We start from the raw sequence: 21564 nt of genomic DNA, 5'->3' as shown, positions 1-21564 counted from the left end.
CAGTGCAAAACTCTTATCTTTGCATCGCTTTCTGAGGAAAGCACCGAAAGTTTGGACTATGGTGTAATGGTAGCACAACAGGTTTTGGTTCTGTTTGTCCAGGTTCGAATCCTGGTAGTCCAACTGAAAAAATCCCTGAGAGTTGTTTCTTAGGGATTTTTTGTGTATTCCAATCTCTCCAAACTTCAAGCTTCCATAACGATTTATCAAATCAAGAAACAGTTTCCCACTCCCCGATAGTACCTGTTTCAGAAGAAAAAGTGGCACCTATCCGGAAAAGTTTCCGCGAATCCGAAGCATATTCACGGGCATACCCCTTGTCCTCTATCTGCCGCAACGCTTCAGCAGCAGTTCCATCCAACTTGAATTCAAAGATATAGATATACTTGGACGTTTCTACCACACAATCTACCCTACCCTGACTCTGCATTTTCTCTACATATACTACATAGACACTTATCAAACGCATAATCAAATAAAAGGTATACTGAAAATAACGTTCCCGCTCCGCTTCGTTTTCTTTGCGACGCATGGTATAAGGAATGCTGGACAAGAAAGAAGTGAACAATTCACACAATATATCCGGCTTACCAGCATCCAACGCATCAACAACAGTATCAATCCAGCAAGAAAACGATTCTTCGGGTTGCAGATACGATGCAACCAGCATCGTCAAAAAACCATTCTTCACCTCATTATTGGGAAAATCCAACAAAAATTTATTCCTTCGTATATCGTAATCCTTGATGGTCAAATAACCACTCTGATAAATCATCGGTAACGGTTGTTCCACATCGGCCTTATAATCAATAAATTCTTCCTGCGTATAATATTTACCTGTCAACTCATTCATATTTTCCTTGAAATGAGCCAGCAGACGAAGCAAATAAGTGGGGGTACCCGACTGGAACCAATAATTATCCAGACCACTCTTCTTCATCGCATTGAGCAGACTGAAAGGATTATATACATCTGTCAGCTTTTTGCTGAAATGATACCCGTCATACTGCTGCTTCAGACGTTGTTTCATTTCTTCTACACTATAACCATACACATCTGCCATATCAGCAATCGGTCCGGAAAAATAGTGCTCCAACTCCTTTTGTGTAATACCGCACAAAGCCTCATAAACAGGGTCCATACTGATATCATCCGGCTGGTTGAAACCGCTGAATACACTTACTTGTGAGAATTTGGTTACCCCTGTAAGCAAGACAAACTGCAAATGGCTGTCGGCATTCTTGAATACAGAATAAAAAGCCTTCAACACATTGCGGTGATGTTCTTCCAGGTTCGAATTGACATCCAGTACATCCAGAATCGGTTTGTCATATTCATCGATAAGTACCACCGCACGACAACCTGTCTGTTCATGAACCGCACAGAGCACATCGCGGAAACGAAGACCTACCGGTAGTTTCTCATTCGCCTGCACCCCATACTGCTTTTCCCATTTCATAACGTAATCTTCCAACACAATTTCCAACACACCTTCCTGGGTAAAGTCCGAACCGTTGAAATCCACATGAAACACCGGATATACCTTCCACTCTGTTTCAAGTTGCTCCATCGCCAATCCCTTGAACAATTCCTTACGCCCCCTGTAATAGTTCTCCAACGTAGATACCAGCAGACTCTTCCCGAAGCGGCGGGGACGGCTCAGAAAACAGATACTGCTCTCGTGGGTCAGCCTATAGACTAATTCAGTCTTGTCAACGTAGACATAACCGCCTTCGATGATACGTTCGAAACTCTGTATGCCAATGGGATATTTCATGTAGCTATGAATATTAATAATGAATAACGGAAAAACGTTTGAAATCCAAAGATACAAAAAGGTTTGGGAGAGGCAAACCAAATAACTTTAATTTACCTCCTCAAAACTAACATCCTTATTTTATTTCCCCCGCACAATCTTCTTGATTTCGTTCAGCTTGTTCAGCGCCTCTATCGGAGTCAGGTTATTGACATCCAGGTGCAGGATTTCATCACGTATCTGACACAGAACCGGGTCGTCCAACTGGAAGAAGCTCAACTGAATGCCATCCGAAGAAGCCTGTTTCTTCGAAGCCGGCTTCGGTTTCGAGGAGATACCCTCCTGACGGTTCTCTTCTTCCAGCTGATGCAGGATTTCGTCGGCACGGTTCACGATGGATTTAGGCATACCCGCCATCTTCGCCACATGGATACCGAAAGAGTGTTCACTCCCGCCCCGTACCAGTTTGCGGAGGAAAATCACCTTGTTGTCGACTTCCTTCACCGATACGTTGTAGTTCTTGATACGCTTGAACTGGGCTTCCATGTCGTTCAACTCGTGATAATGGGTAGCGAACAGTGTACGGGCATGTGCTTTCTTGTGCTCGTGAATATATTCTACGATGGCCCATGCGATGGAAATACCGTCGTAGGTAGAAGTTCCTCGTCCCAATTCATCGAAGAGCACCAGGCTCCGGGCCGAAAGGTTATTCAGAATATCGGCTGCCTCGTTCATTTCCACCATGAAGGTAGACTCGCCCACCGAAATATTATCACTCGCCCCTACACGGGTGAAAATCTTGTCTACCAGACCGATGTGCGCACTTTCCGCCGGCACGAAACAACCGATTTGTGCCATCAGGGTAATCAGTGCCGTCTGGCGGAGCAAAGCAGACTTACCGGCCATGTTCGGTCCGGTGATGATGATTATCTGTTGGGTTTCCGTATCCAGATACACATCGTTGGCGATATAGGATTCTCCCAACGGAAGTTGTTTCTCGATGACCGGATGACGGCCCTGCTTAATGTCCAGCACATCGTCGTCGGCTATTACCGGACGGATGTATCGGTTGGCTTTGGCTACATTGGCAAACGAAAGCAGGCAGTCCAGTTGGGCTATCTGGTTGGCGTTGACCTGAATGGCTTCGGTATAATCCATCAGTGAGGCCACCAGCTCGTTGTACAGCTTGGTCTCCAAGGCCAGAATCTTGTCTTCGGCACCCAATATCTTTTCTTCGTACTCCTTCAGTTCCTGCGTGATGTATCGCTCGGCGTTCACCAGCGTCTGCTTGCGTATCCATTCGGCAGGCACCTTATCCTTGTGGGCGTTCCGCACCTCGATGTAATAACCGAACACATTGTTGTAGGCTATCTTCAGACTCGGAATGCCCGTCTGTTCGATTTCACGTTGCTGAATCTGCAGGAGATAATCTTTTCCGGAATAGGAAATTCGACGCAACTCGTCCAGTTCTTCATTCACTCCGTCGGCGATGACTCCCCCCTTGTTGACCAGCAACGGAGGGTCGTTCTTGATTTCGCGGGCTATCTTGTCGCGGATGGACTCACACGGGTTCAGCAGCCCCCCTATCCGGTTCAGGCTTGCGTCGGAAGCATGCAGACAAGCCGTCTTGATGGGTTCGATGGCCTGTAAAGCCACCTTGAGCTGTACGACCTCGCGCGGAGAGATACGCCCTACCACCGCCTTCGAGATGATACGTTCCAAATCGCCTATCAGGTGTAGTTTCTCTTCGATGAAATCCTTGAACTCCGGCTCGCGGAAAAAGAACTCCACCACATCCAGCCGTTCGTTGATAGGCTTCACATCCTTGAGCGGAAAAACCATCCAGCGTTTCAGCAGACGGGCTCCCATCGGACTGATGGTATGGTCGATGATATCCAGCAGACTGGTTCCCCCCTCGTTCATGCTACCCATCAGTTCCAGACTCCGTACCGTAAACTTGTCCAGACGAACGTAACGGTCTTCTTCCAGACGTGCCAGTGCCTTGATGTGGTTCGTCTGGTAATGCTGGGTCATGTCAAGGTATTGCAGAATGGCTCCGGAAGCAATGATGCCATTGTGCAGATGTTCCACTCCGAATCCCTTCAAGGAGTGTGTACCGAAATGTTTCAGTAGTTTTTCGCGGGCGGAAGTCTCGTTGAATACCCAGTCATCCAGCTCGAAGGTAAAGAACTTGTTCCCGAAATTCCCTTCGAACATGCCCCGTTTCCCCCGCTCGAACAGGACTTCTTTCGGACCGAAGTTGTTCAGCAGCTTGTCGATGTACTCGGGGGCTCCTTCGGCCGTCATAAACTCGCCGGTGGAAATATCCAGAAAAGCTACGCCACACACGTTCTTGCCGAAGTGTACGGCCGCCAGGAAATTATTCTCTTTGTAGGAAAGTACATTGTCGTTGATGGCTACCCCCGGGGTCACCAGTTCGGTAATTCCCCGCTTCACCAGCTTTTTGGCCAGTTTTGGGTCTTCCAACTGGTCGCAGATAGCTACCCGTCGTCCGGCCCGGATCAGCTTAGGCAGATACGTATCGAGGGCATGGTGAGGAAATCCCGCCATCTCTACACTCTTTGCCTGTCCGTTGGCCCGTTTGGTCAAAGTGATTCCCAGAATCTCGGATGCCGCCACGGCATCTTCCGAATAGGTTTCATAAAAGTCACCGCATCTGAAGAGCATAATCGCATCCGGATGCTTCGCCTTCAAATCGAAGAATTGCTTCATCATGGGAGTCAGTACGACTTCATTATCCTTTGCCACAGTCTTTCCTTTCTTTAGTTATCATTGAAACGGCTACAAAGATACGTCAAAAAGAGGGAACAAGAAAACGATTTTTCGGGTTGTCCCTCTCCTATTTTTATCGGCCACGGTGATAAAAGATGAAAAGCTATCGCCGGAATCGGCTAATTTTATGTATTTTCGTCGGGAAATTAATGCTAAAAACAGATTTGTATGAAAGAACTGACCGTTTCTGAATTAAAAGACAATATGTTCCATGCCATCGGCAAGGAATGGATGCTGGTAACCGCCGGCACACCCGAAAAATTCAATACGATGACCGCCAGCTGGGGAGGTACCGGTATCTTGTGGGGAAAACCCGTCGCCTTCATTTTTATCCGCCCGGAGCGCTATACGTACGAGTTCATCGAAGCAGGCGAAACCCTGACTCTTTCTTTCCTGGGCGAAGCACACAAGGACATTCACAAGATATGCGGTTCCCAGTCGGGCCGGAACATCGACAAGGTAGCGGCTACCGGACTGAAACCGCAGGTTACACCGGATGGAAACATCGCCTACGAACAGGCACGTCTGACCCTGGAATGCAGAAAGCTGTATGCCGACATGATTAAGCCGGAACAGTTCCTGGATGCTTCGCTCATCGATAAATGGTATGGCGAAGGTCACGGCAATTTCCACAAGATGTACATCGTGGAAATCCAGCACGTGTGGGTCAACGAATAAATTCATTCCCCGCAGACTCTTTTCTCCCTTATCTTTCCGTCCCGGAGAGGTAAGGGATTTCCTTTATTCACACTCAGCTTCAAGATATTACATATCTTCTAACGAAAGCAATCTGCTTTCTATTTCATACTTGAAGAGAACTTTCTTGCGCAAGGCCTCGACTTTTTGAGCGAAAAGTTCTGGCTTGAAGTTTTTAGATTGTCTCTTTACCTCGGCAACCAAAGCACGTCTATCTTCAGCATACAACCCCACAATATCAATCTCATCCTGTTCCTTATTGTTCTTTCCCTGCCACCAAGAACCTATTTCAGCGAAATCCTTACTTTCCATCATCTGTTGACGGAAGTACATTTCCAAAGCAAGTCCGGAAAAAGTAGGATAGTCCTTCTTGATAATATCCGCCAATCGCTCATAGTTATGTATCTCAATGTAACTTTGATACTTGATGAAATAACGGAACCAAAACCGTAAAAACATATCCGTTACATCATAACGGACTGATTGCGAGTTTTCTTTGGAAAGTATCGGACGTTTTTTCTTTACCAGATCATAGTCCTCTTCCAAACGCTTCAGTTGTCCTCCTAAACTGATTCCACCCATCACTGCCTCCATCTCCGGCAAAGTATTCCTACCATTTGAAATAGCGGATAGTATAGAGAAATAATTTCCATATTTCTTACCGAATTCCTGTATCAGAAGTGCTTGACCTTCTGTAAGAAAAGAAGAATCCGGCTGTAACATGAAATCGACCATACTTTCCATATCCGTACATCCGTTGTCCATGAACAACTCTATGTATTTAGGAACACCACCGGTAAAAGTATACAATGCCAACAAATCATCCTTCGTATATCCCACTTTATGATCCGCCAATATTTCTTTCAATACAGAAGTCGTGAAAGGAAACAATTTCATGATGGTATCCGCACGACCATACAAAGGTTCTTTTGCATCCCTGAATATCCTGTTCATAAGTGTGTAGACGGAACCGCTTACAATCAAATTCACATGGCTTTCCTTCCGGAATCTATCCCAAACATCTTGCATCAGACTATATATTTCCTGATTGATGTAATAAAACTCCTGAAATTCATCAATAATCAGATTGAATCTGATGCGTTTTCCCAAATCCATCAGAAAACGAAACATCTCACCGAAACTCGTAAAATCAGGGACATAAACATCCAGGGACAACCGTATTTCGGAAGTAAAACGCATACAGAGATCTGCTTCATTACTACGGCTCACAAACAAGTAAACAGTTGGGCTACCCTCACAACTCTTGAAAACCAAACTCGTTTTACCTATTCGACGCCGACCTGTCAGCACAGTCATTTGTGAATGATTGGAAAATGCTATCTGACGAACTCTTTCCAATGCGGCAAGTTCTTTTTCTCTGTTGTAAAACTTCATCTTTTCAATCTTAATGTTATTGATAAATTTTATAACAGTAAAGTTTACGACGGTAAAGTTTACTACTCAACAAAGATAAGAATTATATTCGGATTATTTTCCGGCAAGAATAAAAAAAGAAGGGGATAATCTGGGATATACAATGTTAACGCTTCTGGAAATTCTTTCCTTTTTCCCTAAAGAGACTTAACGCAGCAAGCCAAACAGGGGTATCAAACGTTATAGAAACGTCACTCAAAACCAAACAACCATGAAAAAGAAGGAAAGCCTTACCCAATACCCCGAAAGTTGGAAAATCATTGCCGTCGTCCTGGCTGCCAGCCTGTTGATATTTACGGTATTCGTACTATAGTTGACAAGGTGACCAGTTGACAAGTGAACAAGGTTTTTCCGCCCTGTCGGATGGTCATCCGACAGCCATTTCTTGTTTTGACAATGCCATTGACATTTTGTCAACCGATGACATTCTGATATTTCCAAGAGCTGAGAATCGTCCGTTCCGGAATCTGATACAGTTTCTCTGGCAAAATAGAAATCTCAGGCACCCCGGACCTATCATTTATCCACAATCAGCCAACATAGTTCATACATCCTGACACACATTTCTACAAATGTAAATCTTCAGGCCCCTATTTTATCGTTCATCCTTTCTTTTCACCCAACCGGTTTCTTCCTTCAAACGCTTCAATCCGTGTAAATTTCCCGACCGAAACCGACATTTTTCAGAGACATTTCAAAACGACTAGGCGTTTTCCTCCACCTTCCTAGGAAGAATGACCCGTTTATGCGGTCAAAAAAATTTTTTCTGCTCGTGTTTTGGGAGGTTACAACGCATCCGAAACGTATATTTTACGCATATACCGACCGGAAAGCGGATATTCATCCGTTTTCTTATACAAAAACGAAGCTAGATTGCACGAGATTTAAAATTTACCAGTAATGGAAACATGTAAAATAAAAGCAAAAAGAAAGTAATAATACATACATAAAAACAGAAAGATAATCAGTATATTTTAAATCAAGCTTTATCTTTCTTACAATAACAACGGTGTCAGCCTAAATCTCAAATTCCAGCTAACACCGCTCGTTACAAATTTTAAGCCGAATATTTTAGCTTCAACTTATCGCTTGTTATATGTTTTACTTTTACTAGAACCTTCTTGTTTCACAACTAACGTTGTTGAAGTTACACTAACTACATCTAAAATAACAGTTGAACCTGTTGCACTTGTTGTACAGTCTGTAATAATACGATTCAAATTCTTGTCATAATACCATATTCCATTAGATTCATGACCGGTATTACCAATCGTATTAGAATGTCGGTACCATGAATAAGAAGCAGAACCATCGCTATCCAAAGTTAATGTGTAGACTTGCTCTACAACACCCGATACACTTTCATCCCTTACCCATGTTCCTACAAAACGATCATCAATGTTCGATGCTAATTCATCATTATTATCACTACTGCATGCAAGAAATACCAAAACTGAACATACACATGCAAGAAATAAATAGATAAAAGAAAAATGATTTTTTTTCATATTTTTTTAATTTGAAGATGAAACAATTGTTTTTTCTATTCCATATACTTTTTTTCCTGTAGCCTTACTTGTAGCAAAAGCCCTATACGTAAAACTAGTAGATTCTCTATTTGAATAAACTTTTATTTTTGTAGAATGTATACCATCAGATAATGCTCCTTGAATAGTAGAACCCGTGACACCATATTCTGAAGCTAAATGTGAACCATTAACGACAAATTCCACTGTAATGATATGTTCATAAGAATATTGTTTATTGTCTGTACCCTTAAAAACACCTTTGGTTATTTTAGAACCTTTATAATCACCTGTACTAACTGATAAGGTATTCCCATTCTGCTGAATCTCAATACTCTCTTCAAATTTTTTATCTTCTGATGAAATAACAATATTACCCGCTCTATAATTCTTTTCTGATGATGTGATTGTTATACCGATTTCTTTATCTCCTATACCCTCAGTAGCATCCAACGAAATCCATAATGGCTTTTCTGTAATAATCCATGCTTGATTGGTACAAACCTTAAAAGTTTCTGTAAAAGGAACAACACCACGAGCATTTATTGTAACAGGTGATACCTCAAAATAAGGTGCTTCATTTGTTACATCATTGTCATCGCCAGTACATGAAACCCACCCTACTGTAGTAACTACCATTACCAGCAGAGATGTCAAAATTTTCAAGTTTTTCATTTAAGCTAAATTTTTTGTGTCTGCCAGAAGCCCAAACTCAGACATGTTGTTTCAAAAACAATTATTACATAAAAAAAGCGGGGCATCTAACTTCCGTTTGTCTGTTGCTTTAGGTCCTGAGAAAACCCGTGTATTAAAACAAACAAAAGCGATACCCACGCTATGGCATATAAATATATTTCCAGAAAAGTGTGCATAAGGACATAAAGCCCTTTGCACACTGCCGGAATGGTAATATACACCTCACCGTAGCATCTGCCTTTACCATGCTTTTGTAATACACATTTGAGTTTCTCAGGTTCAAAGCTACCAAAAACAAAGCGTTAGCAAACACTTCTAATTATGTAAGTAGTCTCTTTGCAAAATTATTCTCTAATAATGAAATGCAAGGTTATGCAAAAATACATATTTTTTTTAAAATCCCATCTTTTCATACCAATTTTCTTCTTCCTACAATATCGTCTGAGGATTATTTCTGAAAACCAAAATCTTAAAACCTATATAAAAAATATGAGGTTTTTCGGAAATTGAAGTGGTATTACATCTATGTGATTACCTGTTCTACTTTATGTAAGGACACACGGTTCGTACATCCGCTTTTTCTCCAACCAATGGTATATTTCAACTCATACGTATATGAAATATCTGCCATCCTATCGGAATATTTTCAAGAGCCTGTGTATATTGGAACGACATTCCGGACGCACGAGCCGTGCGTCCCTACTTGTTGATAAGAAACAATCAAACCTTTATCAAGCTAAACAAAGTTATTCCAGCGGATACTATCGACTTATGTATAATTAAATGTGAGGTGACAGGAATCACTCCAAATATCGGATGAACCTTTTTTTAAAACCTTGATTTTTCCCTTGACTTGCTATGAAGAACTAGCGGATTTGTTTCCGCTCCAAAAATAAAAAAGCCCCGATTCTGTAAGGAATCAGAGCTTTCGCGGTGCGTACGGGACTCGAACCCGTGACCCCATGCGTGACAGGCATGTATTCTAACCAACTGAACTAACGCACCATTAAGTTTTTGTTTCGCTGCTTTCTCTCTCGATTGCGGTTGCAAAGGTAGGCATTTTTCTGAAACCTGCAAACATATTGAGAAGAAATTTTCAGATTTTATTTATTTTAGTTACTAATATCCTTATTTCCAACACGTTTAAATCCGATATTTTTTTACATCAAACAATCGGCCTATTTTTGTCCATCCGGATATACCTTATTATATTTAACGAAGGTATGAAACCGAAACCGGCTTCATACCTTCTCTCTAACTACAGCAAATTATGATTTGATACGTTTGTAACCATATACCGCCAAATCTCCCAGTTCTTCTTCGATGCGAAGCAACTGGTTGTATTTCGCCATACGGTCCGAACGGCTCAACGAACCGGTCTTGATCTGACCACTATTGGTAGCTACCGCAATATCGGCAATGGTAGCGTCTTCCGTTTCACCCGAACGGTGAGAAGTAACCGTAGTATACCCGTGGCGGTGAGCCATCTCGATGGCATCGAGCGTTTCGCTCAACGAACCGATCTGATTCACTTTAATCAGAATGGAATTGGCGCAACCGGTAGCGATACCCTTCGACAGGAACTCTACATTCGTAACAAACAGGTCATCGCCTACCAACTGGCAACGGTCGCCGATACGGGCCGTCAGCTGCTTCCAGCCTTCCCAATCGTTTTCACTCATACCGTCTTCGATGGAATCAATCGGATATTTACCAATCAATTCCTCCAGATAAGCAATCTGTTCTTCCGAAGTACGCTTCTTGCCCTTCTCGCCTTCGAAAATGGTATAATCGTATATACCGTCCTTGTAAAATTCCGAAGAAGCACAGTCCATCCCAATCATTACATCTTTTCCGGGTACGTATCCGGCTTTCTGGATAGCCGCCAGGATAGATTCCAAAGCATCTTCGGTTCCGTTCAATGCCGGAGCAAAACCGCCTTCATCGCCTACCGCGGTACTCAGCCCACGGTCGTGCAACACTTTCTTCAGCGCATGGAACACTTCGGCCCCCATTCGTAATCCTTCACGGAAAGAAGCGGCTCCTACCGGACGAATCATGAATTCCTGGAAAGCAATCGGAGCATCGCTATGAGAACCTCCGTTGATGATATTCATCATCGGAACCGGCAAGACATACGTATTTACCCCACCGATATACCGGTACAACGGAACATTCAAGTAATTGGCGGCTGCCTTGGCTACCGCCAGAGATACACCCAAGATGGCATTGGCACCCAGATTCGATTTCGTCTTAGTACCGTCCAGTTCCAGCATCTTCTTATCGATGGCACGCTGCTCCAATACAGACCAGCCTGCCAAGGCAGGAGCAATGATCTTATTGACATTTTCAACCGCTTTCAACACTCCTTTTCCACCGTAACGGCTGGCATCCTTATCACGAAGTTCCAACGCTTCGTGTTCGCCGGTAGAAGCACCTGAGGGGACAGACGCACGTCCGATGATACCCGATTCCAACTTCACTTCCACTTCTACGGTAGGATTCCCGCGTGAATCAAGGATTTCACGACCTATAATTGATTTTATTTTCATACCTTTCTTGTTTTAGGTTGATTCTTTTAATTTCTGTATGACAAAGTTCTGAATTTCTGAAACACAACACAATACCTCAAATTAGGTATTTTTATCCATTCTAAATTAGAACCTTCTATAGCATGTAGATAGAAGAAAAAGGTCTAATCCGTAACACCGGACCAGACCTCTCTATCCAATAATCAATTTATGCAGTTAATTCTGTTTAATAATTTGTCTTCTTCACTTCGAAGTAAGCCTGTGGATGCAGACATGCCGGGCAAGTTTCAGGAGCTTCCTTTCCTACGTACAGGTAACCACAATTGCGGCACTGCCATACCACTTCAACATCTTTCTTGAATACCTTGTCATCTTCGATGTTCTTGGCCAATGCCAGGTATCTTTCTTCGTGTCCCTTTTCCGCAACGGCAATTTCACGGTACATCTTAGCGATAGCCGGGAAACCTTCTTCGTCAGCGATGTCGGCAAACTTCGGATAATCCATAGACCATTCTTCGTTTTCGCCTTCAGCAGCAGCTTTCAGATTCTCGATGGTAGAACCGATGACACCAGCCGGAAAACTTGCATTGATTTCCACTTTACCACCTTCCAACCATTTGAACATACGTTTTGCGTGTTCCTTTTCCTGGTCGGCTGTTTCAGTAAAAATGGCCGAGATCTGTTCGAAACCTTCTTTCTTTGCGGCACTTGCAAAGTAAGTGTAACGCATTCTGGCCTGTGATTCACCTGCAAATGAAGTTGCCAAATTCTTTTCTGTTCTCGTTCCTTTAATGCTCTTTCCCATAATGATTAGTTATTAGTGATTATACTTAGATTTCTTTTTCGTATTGCAAAGATAAAAAGAATAATTTAAATTTGAAATGATTACAATTTTTATTTAACCATCTTTAAGTATAAAACCGAGAATCTTTCTACAATATAAAAAGAAAACAAGAATTTTTCGTGATTTGTTCCATGAAATTCATACTTTTGCATCATTTTTTATAATTTATAACAAACAACAACATGAAAGGATTTGATTTTAGGCCAAAACTATTCACCATGCTGAGAAGCTATACGAAAGCTGACCTGACCACAGACCTGATGGCAGGTATCATCGTAGGTATTGTGGCATTGCCTTTGGCCATTGCATTCGGTATCGCATCAGGGGTTAGCCCGGAAAAAGGCATCATCACGGCTATCGTAGCCGGCTTTATCATTTCGCTTCTGGGAGGAAGCAAAGTGCAGATAGGCGGCCCTACCGGCGCATTCATCGTTATCATTTATGGAATCATCCAACAATACGGCATAGAAGGACTGATGGTAGCCACCATGATGGCCGGCGTATTGCTTATATTATTAGGTATCTTCAAACTCGGTACCGTCATCAAATTCATTCCCTACCCTATCATCATCGGATTTACCAGCGGTATCGCCGTTACAATCTTCACGACACAGATAGCCGATATTTTCGGACTCGATTTCCAAGGAGAAAAAGTACCGGGCGATTTCATCGGAAAATGGCTGGTCTATGCCCGGCATTTTGATAGCGTGAACTGGTGGAACTTCCTGGTAAGCATCATCAGTATCTTCATCATCGCCATCACACCGAAATTCTCGAAAAAAATTCCCGGCTCTCTGGTAGCCATCATCCTGGTAACCGTAGGAGTCTATTTACTGAAGATGTACGGAGGCATCACCTGCATCGATACCATCGGCGATCGCTTCAGCATCAAAGCCCAACTTCCTGACGCTGCTGTACCTGCCCTCGACTGGGAAGCCATCAAGAACCTGTTCCCGGTAGCCATTACCATCGCCGTACTGGGAGCCATCGAATCTCTGTTGTCGGCAGCTGTAGCCGACGGTGTCATCGGCGACCGTCACGATTCCAACACCGAACTGGTGGCTCAGGGTATCGCCAACTTTGTTTCTCCGATTTTCGGAGGTATTCCGGCTACCGGTGCCATCGCACGTACAATGACCAATATCAACAACGGCGGACGCTCGCCCATTGCCGGTATCGTACACGCCATTGTCCTGTTGCTGATTCTGCTGTTCCTGATGCCGCTGGCCAAATACATTCCGATGGCCTGTCTGGCTGGAGTACTGGTCATTGTATCATACAACATGAGCGGATGGCGGGTGTTCAAAGGTCTGTTGAAAAATCCGAAGGCAGATGTAGTGGTGTTGCTGATTACTTTTTTCCTGACTGTTATCTTCGATCTGACCGTAGCTATCGAGGTGGGATTGGTCATCGCCTGTGTACTGTTCATGAAACGTGTCATGGAAACAACCCAGATTTCTGTCATTACCGACGAAATTGACCCGAACAAGGAATCCGACCTGGAGGTACACGAAGAACACCTGATTATACCTAACGGTGTAGAAGTATACGAAATAAACGGTCCGTATTTCTTCGGTATCGCTACCAAATTCGAAGAAATCATGGCCAGCCTGGGAGACAGACCGAAAATCCGTATCATCCGTATGAGAAAAGTCCCGTTCATCGATTCTACAGGCATCCATAACCTGACTACCCTGTGCGAAATGAGCCAAAAGGAAAATATCCATATCATTCTTTCGGGTGTCAATCCACAAGTGCACAATGTACTGGAAAAATCAGGTTTCTATGAACTGCTCGGTAAGGAAAATATCTGTAGCAACATCAACGAAGCGCTGGAAGTAGCCCGACGCGAAATTGTAGAACTGAACAAGAATTAACAGGTTATCCACGGATATCAACAATAAAGGCCGTTCCAACGGGAATAAAATTCCAATTGGAACGGCCTTTGTTTTATACGGTATTATCAATAAGAAGCACTTGCCTTGATACCGGCTTTCTCCAGCAAAGCTACAATCCTGTCAAGTTCTTCATGAGTAGCCTTCTGTAAGGCATGGTCGGGAGTCTCGCGGTCGATGGTATAGACCATCACCTGCCGGGGAGCGATTTCTTTCACTACATCCAACCAAGGCAACACGTAACGGTCGGTCGTATTGTCTACATCCACCCCTGTTTCGGTCTTTCCTTTCAGAAACATGCTCTGAACAATCAGATTTCCATGAAACGCCTTCATTCCCTCAATAATCCGATTGACATCGTAATGTCCCGTCGGACAATCCACCAACCGGATATAATCGCTGTCAACCGTATCCAGTTTCAGAATATTATTGTCTATCTTATTCAGGGCAGCGAATACTTCAGGCTTATGAATGAACGTTGCATTACTCAATACGCTGACTTTGGCTTCGGGGAAATACCGGTCACGCAACATCAGTGTATCATCGATGATACCGGCAAATTCCGGATGGGAAGTCGGTTCGCCGTTACCCGCAAACGTCAGAACATTCGGTTCCGGTCCGTTCTCCTGCATTTCTTTCAACTTCTTTTCCAACGCCTCGCATACCTCCTTGCGGGAAGGGAGTTTCGCATGCGGACGATGGTCCTTATTATACCCACATTCACAATATATACAATCGAATGTGCAGAACTTTCCATCTGCCGGAAGCAGATTGATACCTAATGACACTCCCAGCCGGCGGCTATGCACCGGACCAAAAATGGGAGAAGGATAAATGACAGTTGCCATAAAACAATCCATTAATGAATAATAATCCGACCACAAAGATAACAAATCTGTGTATATCCTGTTATGATTCTCACCACTTAACCCGCAACTGCAACTGGATATCCGCTTTGTTGTTTCCCGCAATTTCTTCGGTACCCGAACTGATACGGTTACGGTCGGAATAATGGGTCCATCCCCATTTGGCTTGCAACATCCAACGTTTTCCACCATCGTAACGTAAATTCACCGCCATCCTGTACCCCCTTCCTTCCAGGGAATTCATGGAAAAGGTATACAGCAGCCCCGGTTCGTACAAATAAACACGCGAATCATAATTATCCGTCCGGAACCATACACCGCTGATGCTGCCTTGTAACGGAAAATCTTCGGAAGCCAACTTCAGCGTTTCTCCTAAGGCATAGCCGTTTCCCTTGTCATTGCTTCCATAAGATGTACGTACAAATTCGGCAACGGTCTTGGAAGTAAGAAACGGATAAGGCATATAAGCAACTTGTGCATGTACACGTTGACGGATATAAGGTAATACGTACTTCCTTTCATCGGATAAAGTATGATTCTTCGCCTTATTCTTGATACCATATCTTATCAACACGCCCAGTGAATGAGGATGTGAATAACTCAACTGAATATTACCTGAAACTCCCAGTGTATTCCGGCGGTCCACCTGATAACGGTACCAGGGAAAATAAAAAAAATCTCCATAAGCCGATAAGTTGACAGACTGTAAGATTTTCGTTTCCAGTCCTATGCAGATTCCAGCCTCATTACTGGTCTTTGAATTTTCTCCCCAGGCATTGCTCAACAACGAATGATAGCGTTTGTCATAATATCTGTTGATAAGTATCCAAGTAGTATGAACAGTCGGTGAATAACGGATGGTATTCAGCGTAGCAATAGCCCCTTGCCTATCGATGGCCGTTTCGCCAGCCCACATCCACCGATGGCTTAAAAACCATTTGTAATGCAGACCGACGTTCAGAAACTGACGTCCTCTCGGCTCAAAACGGTTATAAAGCTTTTCAACAGGATTCAACAGTTTATCATAATAGTTATAAACAGCTGTTAATCCAGCTTCCAGATATTTGCCGTTATACGATAAATGACTACCAACCAGGTGATTGCCAACTGTATTTTTCTTCTCTAAATCTTTCTGAAGCCGATGCATCCCGTCAGTTTTAAACGACCGTATTTCAGAGTTATCAACCAGTGCATCCAGGTTACGGAACGAATAAAAGGCCGATACATTCCACCGTTTGTTCCATTGCCATGTACCTCCGATACCACGGAGATAACCGGTTTCTGCGGTCGATGTAAATCTGGTCAGACCGCTTCCCATTCTACCGAACGAAGCGACTGAAGTCCCCAGTCCCATACTGGCACCTGTATTCAATACCAGTCCGTATCCGAAATTCGCCCGATAATTGCCTAACACCAAAGTTTTCAACTGCCCTATGTCCTGTAAGAGAAAGGAGGCGGCATAAAAATCATATCCTTTCCGATTGACTCCCCGAAAGAAAGGCTCCCCGGCATCTTTCTCGGCCGAAAAACTGAAAAACAACCGGTTGGCAAAACTGAACCGATAGCGGATATTGTGGTAAAAAGCATCTCCCAAGTATTTCCGGTTCGGATATTTATCCAAGGTTTCTGCACTGTATCCGGCATATCCTGCTTTCTGATTCAACGACCTCCCTACCCGTGTCAACAACTCCTGTTTATTTCTTGTCCATATCTTCCTCCAATCCGGTTTCCTATCTGCAGGCACTTCTCCTACATAAACAAAATCCTGTAAATAACGCCTTGTCCTCCAATCCATTCCTTCTACCCCCCAAAGTTCGTTGATACTGAGCATCGCTCCATACTTATACAGGTAGTAGAGAATATTTTCTATCAGCTGGTCGGATAAAAAAGGTAACTGTTCCAATTGCTCCCGTGTAGCGGTGTTCAGATTCAACGGGTGTTCGGCCAATTCCTGCAACTCTTCATCCATCAACGTCCAGTTCCTCATTTCCTCATCGGAAGAAACCTGTTCGTTCCATTCCATCCATTCTGATTGCGCACAGACCGGTGTTAAAAAGCAACAGATTAATACCCAATTAATTAATAGACATTTCCACATGTTATTCAGCCAGTTATCAACAATGAACAAATACGTTAATATTTTATATCAAAGAGTAGATAGCTTCATTATTATTCCTAATTTTGCGAACATGAAGCGTTACTACTACATATTCCTGGTACTGCTGTGCGCCTTTACAACATTTTCAACAGCTACAGCTCAACAAAAGACCGCAACCAAAGGTGGTTATAAAGTACCTGTATGCGTCTACCAAGGAGATACTATACCTTGTATAACGCTCAGAAACATCTATATTTACCCTACGCTGAAATTCAAGAACAAAAGGCAACAGAAATATTATTGGAAACTGGTGAGAGATGTGAAGAAGACACTCCCTCTGGCCAAGGAAATCAGAAACGTAGTCATCGAGACCTACGAATACCTGGAAACACTTCCCGATGAAAAGTCTCGCGACAAACACATCAAAGCTGTAGAAAAGGGGTTGAAACAACAATATACTCCCCGAATGAAGAAACTGACCTTTTCGCAAGGAAAACTATTGATCAAACTGGTGAACCGGGAATGCAACCAATCTTCTTACCAGCTGGTAAAAGCTTTTATGGGTCCTTTCAAAGCAGGATTCTATCAGACTTTTGCAGCTCTCTTCGGAGCCAGTCTGAAAAAGGAATATGATCCGGAAGATGATGATAAAATGGTGGAAAGAGTGGTGACTCTCGTAGAGAACGGACAGTTATAATAACTTTATATATACATATAAATCAATAAATTAACAACTTATCAAACAGTTATCAACAAGGCGGATATTCCCCCTCTTGATTCCCTCCGGAAATAGGTGGAGATACCCGCCTTATGTAGGATTTATCCCAACCTGAACTGCATCAGTTTATTGGCAAACTCCCAAAGTACAATACCTGCCGTAACCGATACATTCAAGGAATGTTTGGTACCATACTGAGGAATCTCGATGCATCCATCGCATGAATTCACTACTTCCTGCTGAACTCCTTTCACTTCGTTCCCCATGACAATGGCATATTTCTTATCCTTATCCAGTACCAGATCGTTCAATAAAGTACTTCCTTCGCACTGTTCGATGGCTAACACTGTATATCCTTCCTTATGAAGTTCATCTACAGCCTCTTGCGTATGTTTTACATAAGTCCAGTCTACTGTATTCTCGGCCCCTAACGCAGTCTTGTGCATTTCCGGATGTGGAGGTGTAGCAGTAATTCCGCACAAATAAATCCGATTGACCAGAAAAGCATCAGAAGTACGGAAAACCGCTCCGATATTATGCAGACTGCGCACTTCGTCCAAAACCACCACCAAAGGAAGCTTTTCCGCCTCTTTGAATTCTTCTACCGTCAAGCGGTTCATCTCTGTTATCTTCAGTTTTCTCAATTCCGACATAGCTCGATTCATTTAGGTGCACAAAGATAAGAACTATCTTCATAACCTTGTTGAAAACGGTTGAAAAGGTGTAGACAATGTGGGTAGAGAAAATGATAACTAATCGTTGGATATTCCAAATAAAAGACTATAACCAGTTAAGAATCAACAATCCAAAAAAATGAATCAAAACTTACTTTCCCAATTTGAACATATTTTTAGCCTGAAAATACCGGCTCATAACTGGAAAGTTGTTAACTTTGCATAGTATGAACATTTTGTTCAAAAAGAAGATAAGACATATATAATCAAGAAAAAAACATGTTGATAAGGAACTGATATCTTATCGACAAATATTCATAACCGAAAGAGCAAGAAAACTGCTTTCTTTTTACCAACAATATTAACCGGCTATTATCAATATCATAAATTCTTTTTTGAGAAAGAAAAAATATAAAATTAATATGAATCGAGAAGAATGGGTTAAAAAAGGGTATGTTGATGAACCCGTAGACAAGTCCATGGACTTGAAAGCTGAAATCAAACGTCTGTGCAAGGAGAAGAATGCTGTGATTCTCGGCCATTTCTACCAGGCCGACGAAATCCAGGAAATTGCCGATTTCATCGGGGATAGTCTGGCCCTGGCACAGTGGGCAGCTAAAACCGATGCGGATATCATTGTGATGTGTGGTGTGCACTTCATGGGTGAAACTGCCAAGATTCTGTGTCCGGACAAAAAGGTGCTGATTCCTGATCTGAATGCGGGTTGTTCATTGGCCGATAGCTGTCCGGCAGATACCTTCAGTCAGTTTGTAAAAGAGCACCCGGGTTATACCGTCATATCTTACGTCAATACGAGTGCTGCTGTAAAGGCAGTAACCGATGTGGTGGTTACTTCTACCAATGCCAAACAGATTGTAGAAAGTTTTCCTGCTGACCAAAAGATTATCTTCGGTCCGGACAAGAATTTGGGAAACTACATCAATTCCATTACGGGACGTAATATGCTGTTGTGGGATGGAGCCTGTCATGTACACGAACGGTTCTCGGTCGAAAAGATTATCGAACTGAAGCAACAATATCCGGATGCTGCGGTGTTGGTACATCCGGAATGCAAAGGAGCGGTAGCCAAATTGGCCGATAAGGTAGGTTCTACTGCTGGCCTGTTGAAATATGCCATGGCAAGCGACAAGAAGAATTTCATTGTAGCTACCGAAAGTGGTATCTTGTATGAGATGCGTAACAAGTGTCCGGAAAAGAACTTTATACCGGCTCCTCCGGAAGACAGTACCTGTGCCTGCAACGAATGTAATTTCATGCGTTTGAATACTCTGGAAAAACTGTACAATACGCTGAAGTATGAATGGCCGGAAGTACAGGTGGAAGCTTCAGTAGCAGAAAAGGCAATACGTCCGATTACTCGTATGCTGGAAATTTCAGAAAAGTTAGGACTGTAATTCCTGTAGTTACTTTTTATACAGTGGACAGGCTGCCTGTGATTCTTTCTTATGAGAACGACAGGCAGCCTGTTTTTATTGAAATACGGTTAGAAAACTGTTAACAAATCCATCATTCGAACTGCTTTTCTTAAAACGTGTTATAAAACATGCTTTTTAAGCTCCATTACTTGCATATATCCAGATATTCCGTACCTTTGCATCGTGTTTTTCATAGTATTAGATTTAAGGTTAACAAAGGTTGGAGTACAGCGGTACTCCTTTTTTTATGTCTATATGTTTCCATTGCTCCTGATAATGTCTTGATTTTACCCTATGATGATTTATTGTTAATGATGAAGATACTTGACTAATCGGTGTAATTGTGTGATGAATATGGAAAAGTGGGAATGCTTTACATAAATAGTTTTTGAATATTTTGTATTTTTCACATAAAGTTAATACTTTTACATGCCTTAAAACAAGCGTGTTTTACTAAGTGCTATAAAAGCGTAGATTGGATTTTCTTTTGAAATAGTATAACAAGTGTTTGGCCCTTTGTTTTTTATTATCAGATTTTTTTCCGTATACGTGACCTGTTAAACTTATAAGTAGAATTCATGAAGGATTGAATTTTATTTATTCCGGCAATTGGATAATATGGCCTTTTCTGAATCAATCCTGTTTCGTTGATACAGCCAGGTTTCTTGAACTATATTCAATGTGGTTGGGAAACCTTGTGCTGACATCGTTTATTCAAGATTCTTTCAGGCATCTTCTTGGGGTACAAGAAGTTTTTTAGTTAATTATTATTAAATAACATCTTTTTGAAGGGCAAACTATGAAAAAGAAATTGATGCGTTCGTTTTTACAAAAAAACGAAATAAATGTTTGTATGGTAGAATTGTTGAAAAAATATGGCGCTTACATTCGTGCAAAAGCTATTAGAGCCGTATCCAATGAGGCTGAAAGAGAAGAGTTGACAGCTGGAATTATAATCCATCTTTATGAAAAACTTTCGAAGATGGTTTATACTGAAGAGGGAAAATTTGAGTACTGGTTACATACAGTGGTGAATCACTATATCATTAGTTGGAGGCGTAAAAGGGCTAAAAAATTGCCGATTTCAGACATTGAACTGGAGCGAATACCTTCGGCATCGCCTTCTTTGGGGGAAACTCTTCATCGTGAAAGATTATATGAAATTTTATGGAAAGCTGTAGATGCTTTGGAAGATTCACAGCGTGAAATATTATTATTACATTTTCAACACGGAGTCCGTTTAACTCAGATTGCCGAGATGAAAGGAATTCCTTACAATACATTCTACAAAAAATTTAAGAAAACACTCGTAACTTTAGAACACTTGTGTATTGAATTGGGACTTACGTACGATGAAAATTTATGGTTACAGTCTCATCAACCTTGACAACATACATATTTCTGAAACGTCCATTCGTTCTCGTCTGTTGATTTTTGTCGGGGTATTTTAATAATATAATGTGTAATCTTTTTACAGTTTTTACACTGCCGCATCTGATTGTCCGTTTTATCTTTTTGAAAAACAGTCTTTTGGGGATGTCTCGATAAAAATGTTATAAAAAAGTGTTGTAAAACACTTGCAGGTTTCGGAAAAGTCTGTA

General features: G+C 42.3%; 15 protein-coding genes and 2 tRNA genes. 6 read left to right on the top strand and 11 right to left on the bottom strand.

The window, feature by feature from the left end; genetic code table 11:
• Positions 1-52: 52 nt before the first annotated feature.
• A tRNA-Gln gene (locus C510_RS0111310) sits at positions 53-123 on the top strand.
• An 88-nt stretch (positions 124-211) separates the two neighbouring features.
• Here the strand turns inward: C510_RS0111310 and C510_RS0111305 are convergent.
• Positions 212-1777: an ATP-binding protein gene (locus C510_RS0111305; RefSeq protein ID WP_018711453.1), complete on the bottom strand. Its 1566-nt coding sequence runs from the start codon at positions 1775-1777 to the stop codon at positions 212-214.
• 120 nt (positions 1778-1897) lie between these two features.
• Positions 1898-4492: a DNA mismatch repair protein MutS gene (gene mutS, locus C510_RS0111300; RefSeq protein ID WP_034776307.1), complete on the bottom strand. Its 2595-nt coding sequence runs from the start codon at positions 4490-4492 to the stop codon at positions 1898-1900.
• A 225-nt stretch (positions 4493-4717) separates the two neighbouring features.
• On the opposite strand from mutS, the gene C510_RS0111295 reads away from it, so the two are divergent.
• On the top strand, positions 4718-5227 hold the full coding sequence (locus C510_RS0111295) for a flavin reductase (protein WP_018711451.1): 510 nt from the start codon (positions 4718-4720) through the stop codon (positions 5225-5227).
• Between the two features lie 87 nt (positions 5228-5314).
• Here the strand turns inward: C510_RS0111295 and C510_RS0111290 are convergent, their stop codons facing one another.
• The 6 genes from C510_RS0111290 to rbr form a co-directional block, all read right to left on the bottom strand.
• Positions 5315-6640, bottom strand: coding sequence for an ATP-binding protein (locus C510_RS0111290; protein ID WP_025892623.1), 1326 nt, complete (start codon positions 6638-6640; stop codon positions 5315-5317).
• 1121 nt (positions 6641-7761) lie between these two features.
• A complete protein-coding gene (locus tag C510_RS17375) occupies positions 7762-8187 on the bottom strand; it encodes a hypothetical protein (protein WP_154651982.1) in 426 nt (141 codons plus the stop codon).
• A gap of 6 nt (positions 8188-8193) precedes the next feature.
• Positions 8194-8880 carry a BACON domain-containing protein gene (locus C510_RS0111280; protein ID WP_018711448.1) on the bottom strand — a complete coding sequence of 229 codons (687 nt, stop codon included), beginning with the start codon at positions 8878-8880 and terminating at the stop codon, positions 8194-8196.
• 952 nt (positions 8881-9832) lie between these two features.
• A tRNA-Asp gene (locus C510_RS0111270) sits at positions 9833-9906 on the bottom strand.
• Positions 9907-10169: 263 nt separating this feature from the next.
• Complete coding sequence (gene eno / locus C510_RS0111265) at positions 10170-11453, bottom strand: phosphopyruvate hydratase (protein ID WP_018711446.1); 1284 nt, start codon at positions 11451-11453, stop codon at positions 10170-10172.
• Positions 11454-11658: 205 nt separating this feature from the next.
• Complete coding sequence (gene rbr, locus C510_RS0111260) at positions 11659-12237, bottom strand: rubrerythrin (protein WP_018711445.1); 579 nt, start codon at positions 12235-12237, stop codon at positions 11659-11661.
• 221 nt (positions 12238-12458) lie between these two features.
• On the opposite strand from rbr, the gene C510_RS0111255 reads away from it, so the two are divergent.
• Positions 12459-14153, top strand: a complete 1695-nt coding sequence (locus tag C510_RS0111255; RefSeq protein WP_022340679.1) for a SulP family inorganic anion transporter — start codon at positions 12459-12461, stop codon at positions 14151-14153.
• Positions 14154-14239: 86 nt separating this feature from the next.
• Here C510_RS0111255 and C510_RS0111250 read toward each other — a convergent pair whose 3' ends face one another.
• Both C510_RS0111250 and C510_RS0111245 read right to left on the bottom strand, forming a co-directional pair.
• The gene (locus C510_RS0111250; RefSeq protein ID WP_022340678.1) at positions 14240-15019 is read right to left on the bottom strand and encodes a radical SAM protein; all 780 of its coding nucleotides are present in this window, start codon (positions 15017-15019) and stop codon (positions 14240-14242) included.
• A gap of 70 nt (positions 15020-15089) precedes the next feature.
• Positions 15090-17060 carry a helix-hairpin-helix domain-containing protein gene (locus C510_RS0111245; RefSeq protein WP_018711442.1) on the bottom strand — a complete coding sequence of 657 codons (1971 nt, stop codon included), beginning with the start codon at positions 17058-17060 and terminating at the stop codon, positions 15090-15092.
• A gap of 166 nt (positions 17061-17226) precedes the next feature.
• On the opposite strand from C510_RS0111245, the gene C510_RS0111240 reads away from it, so the two are divergent.
• Positions 17227-17832: a DUF4294 domain-containing protein gene (locus C510_RS0111240; RefSeq protein ID WP_018711441.1), complete on the top strand. Its 606-nt coding sequence runs from the start codon at positions 17227-17229 to the stop codon at positions 17830-17832.
• 122 nt (positions 17833-17954) lie between these two features.
• On the opposite strand, the gene C510_RS0111235 is transcribed toward C510_RS0111240, so the two are convergent.
• Positions 17955-18497: an RNA methyltransferase gene (locus C510_RS0111235; protein ID WP_025892626.1), complete on the bottom strand. Its 543-nt coding sequence runs from the start codon at positions 18495-18497 to the stop codon at positions 17955-17957.
• A gap of 452 nt (positions 18498-18949) precedes the next feature.
• Here C510_RS0111235 and nadA point away from each other — a divergent pair, with 452 nt between their 5' ends.
• Together nadA and C510_RS0111225 are read left to right on the top strand one after the other, a co-directional pair.
• Positions 18950-19942, top strand: coding sequence for a quinolinate synthase NadA (nadA, locus tag C510_RS0111230; RefSeq protein WP_018711439.1), 993 nt, complete (start codon positions 18950-18952; stop codon positions 19940-19942).
• A gap of 820 nt (positions 19943-20762) precedes the next feature.
• The gene (locus C510_RS0111225; RefSeq protein WP_025892628.1) at positions 20763-21350 is read left to right on the top strand and encodes an RNA polymerase sigma factor; all 588 of its coding nucleotides are present in this window, start codon (positions 20763-20765) and stop codon (positions 21348-21350) included.
• Positions 21351-21564 lie beyond the last annotated feature (214 nt).

Origin of the sequence: Phocaeicola barnesiae DSM 18169 = JCM 13652 (genome assembly GCF_000374585.1) — a bacterium.
GTDB lineage: Bacteria > Bacteroidota > Bacteroidia > Bacteroidales > Bacteroidaceae > Phocaeicola > Phocaeicola barnesiae.
Note: the sequence above shows the minus strand (reverse complement) of the source record. Positions and strands in the feature narration are given on the sequence as shown.

Bases quoted from the DNA above. Each gene is read 5' to 3' on its own strand.
- C510_RS0111305 (WP_018711453.1), bottom strand. From the start codon at position 1,777: ATGAAATATCCCATTGGCATACAGAGTTTCGAACGTATCATCGAAGGC.
- mutS (WP_034776307.1), bottom strand. From the start codon at position 4,492: ATGATGAAGCAATTCTTCGATTTGAAGGCGAAGCATCCGGATGCGATT.
- C510_RS0111295 (WP_018711451.1), top strand. From the start codon at position 4,718: ATGAAAGAACTGACCGTTTCTGAATTAAAAGACAATATGTTCCATGCC.
- C510_RS0111290 (WP_025892623.1), bottom strand. From the start codon at position 6,640: ATGAAGTTTTACAACAGAGAAAAAGAACTTGCCGCATTGGAAAGAGTT.
- C510_RS17375 (WP_154651982.1), bottom strand. From the start codon at position 8,187: ATGAAAAAAAATCATTTTTCTTTTATCTATTTATTTCTTGCATGTGTA.
- C510_RS0111280 (WP_018711448.1), bottom strand. From the start codon at position 8,880: ATGAAAAACTTGAAAATTTTGACATCTCTGCTGGTAATGGTAGTTACT.
- eno (WP_018711446.1), bottom strand. From the start codon at position 11,453: ATGAAAATAAAATCAATTATAGGTCGTGAAATCCTTGATTCACGCGGG.
- rbr (WP_018711445.1), bottom strand. From the start codon at position 12,237: ATGGGAAAGAGCATTAAAGGAACGAGAACAGAAAAGAATTTGGCAACT.
- C510_RS0111255 (WP_022340679.1), top strand. From the start codon at position 12,459: ATGAAAGGATTTGATTTTAGGCCAAAACTATTCACCATGCTGAGAAGC.
- C510_RS0111250 (WP_022340678.1), bottom strand. From the start codon at position 15,019: ATGGCAACTGTCATTTATCCTTCTCCCATTTTTGGTCCGGTGCATAGC.
- C510_RS0111245 (WP_018711442.1), bottom strand. From the start codon at position 17,060: ATGGAATGGAACGAACAGGTTTCTTCCGATGAGGAAATGAGGAACTGG.
- C510_RS0111240 (WP_018711441.1), top strand. From the start codon at position 17,227: ATGAAGCGTTACTACTACATATTCCTGGTACTGCTGTGCGCCTTTACA.
- nadA (WP_018711439.1), top strand. From the start codon at position 18,950: ATGAATCGAGAAGAATGGGTTAAAAAAGGGTATGTTGATGAACCCGTA.
- C510_RS0111225 (WP_025892628.1), top strand. From the start codon at position 20,763: ATGAAAAAGAAATTGATGCGTTCGTTTTTACAAAAAAACGAAATAAAT.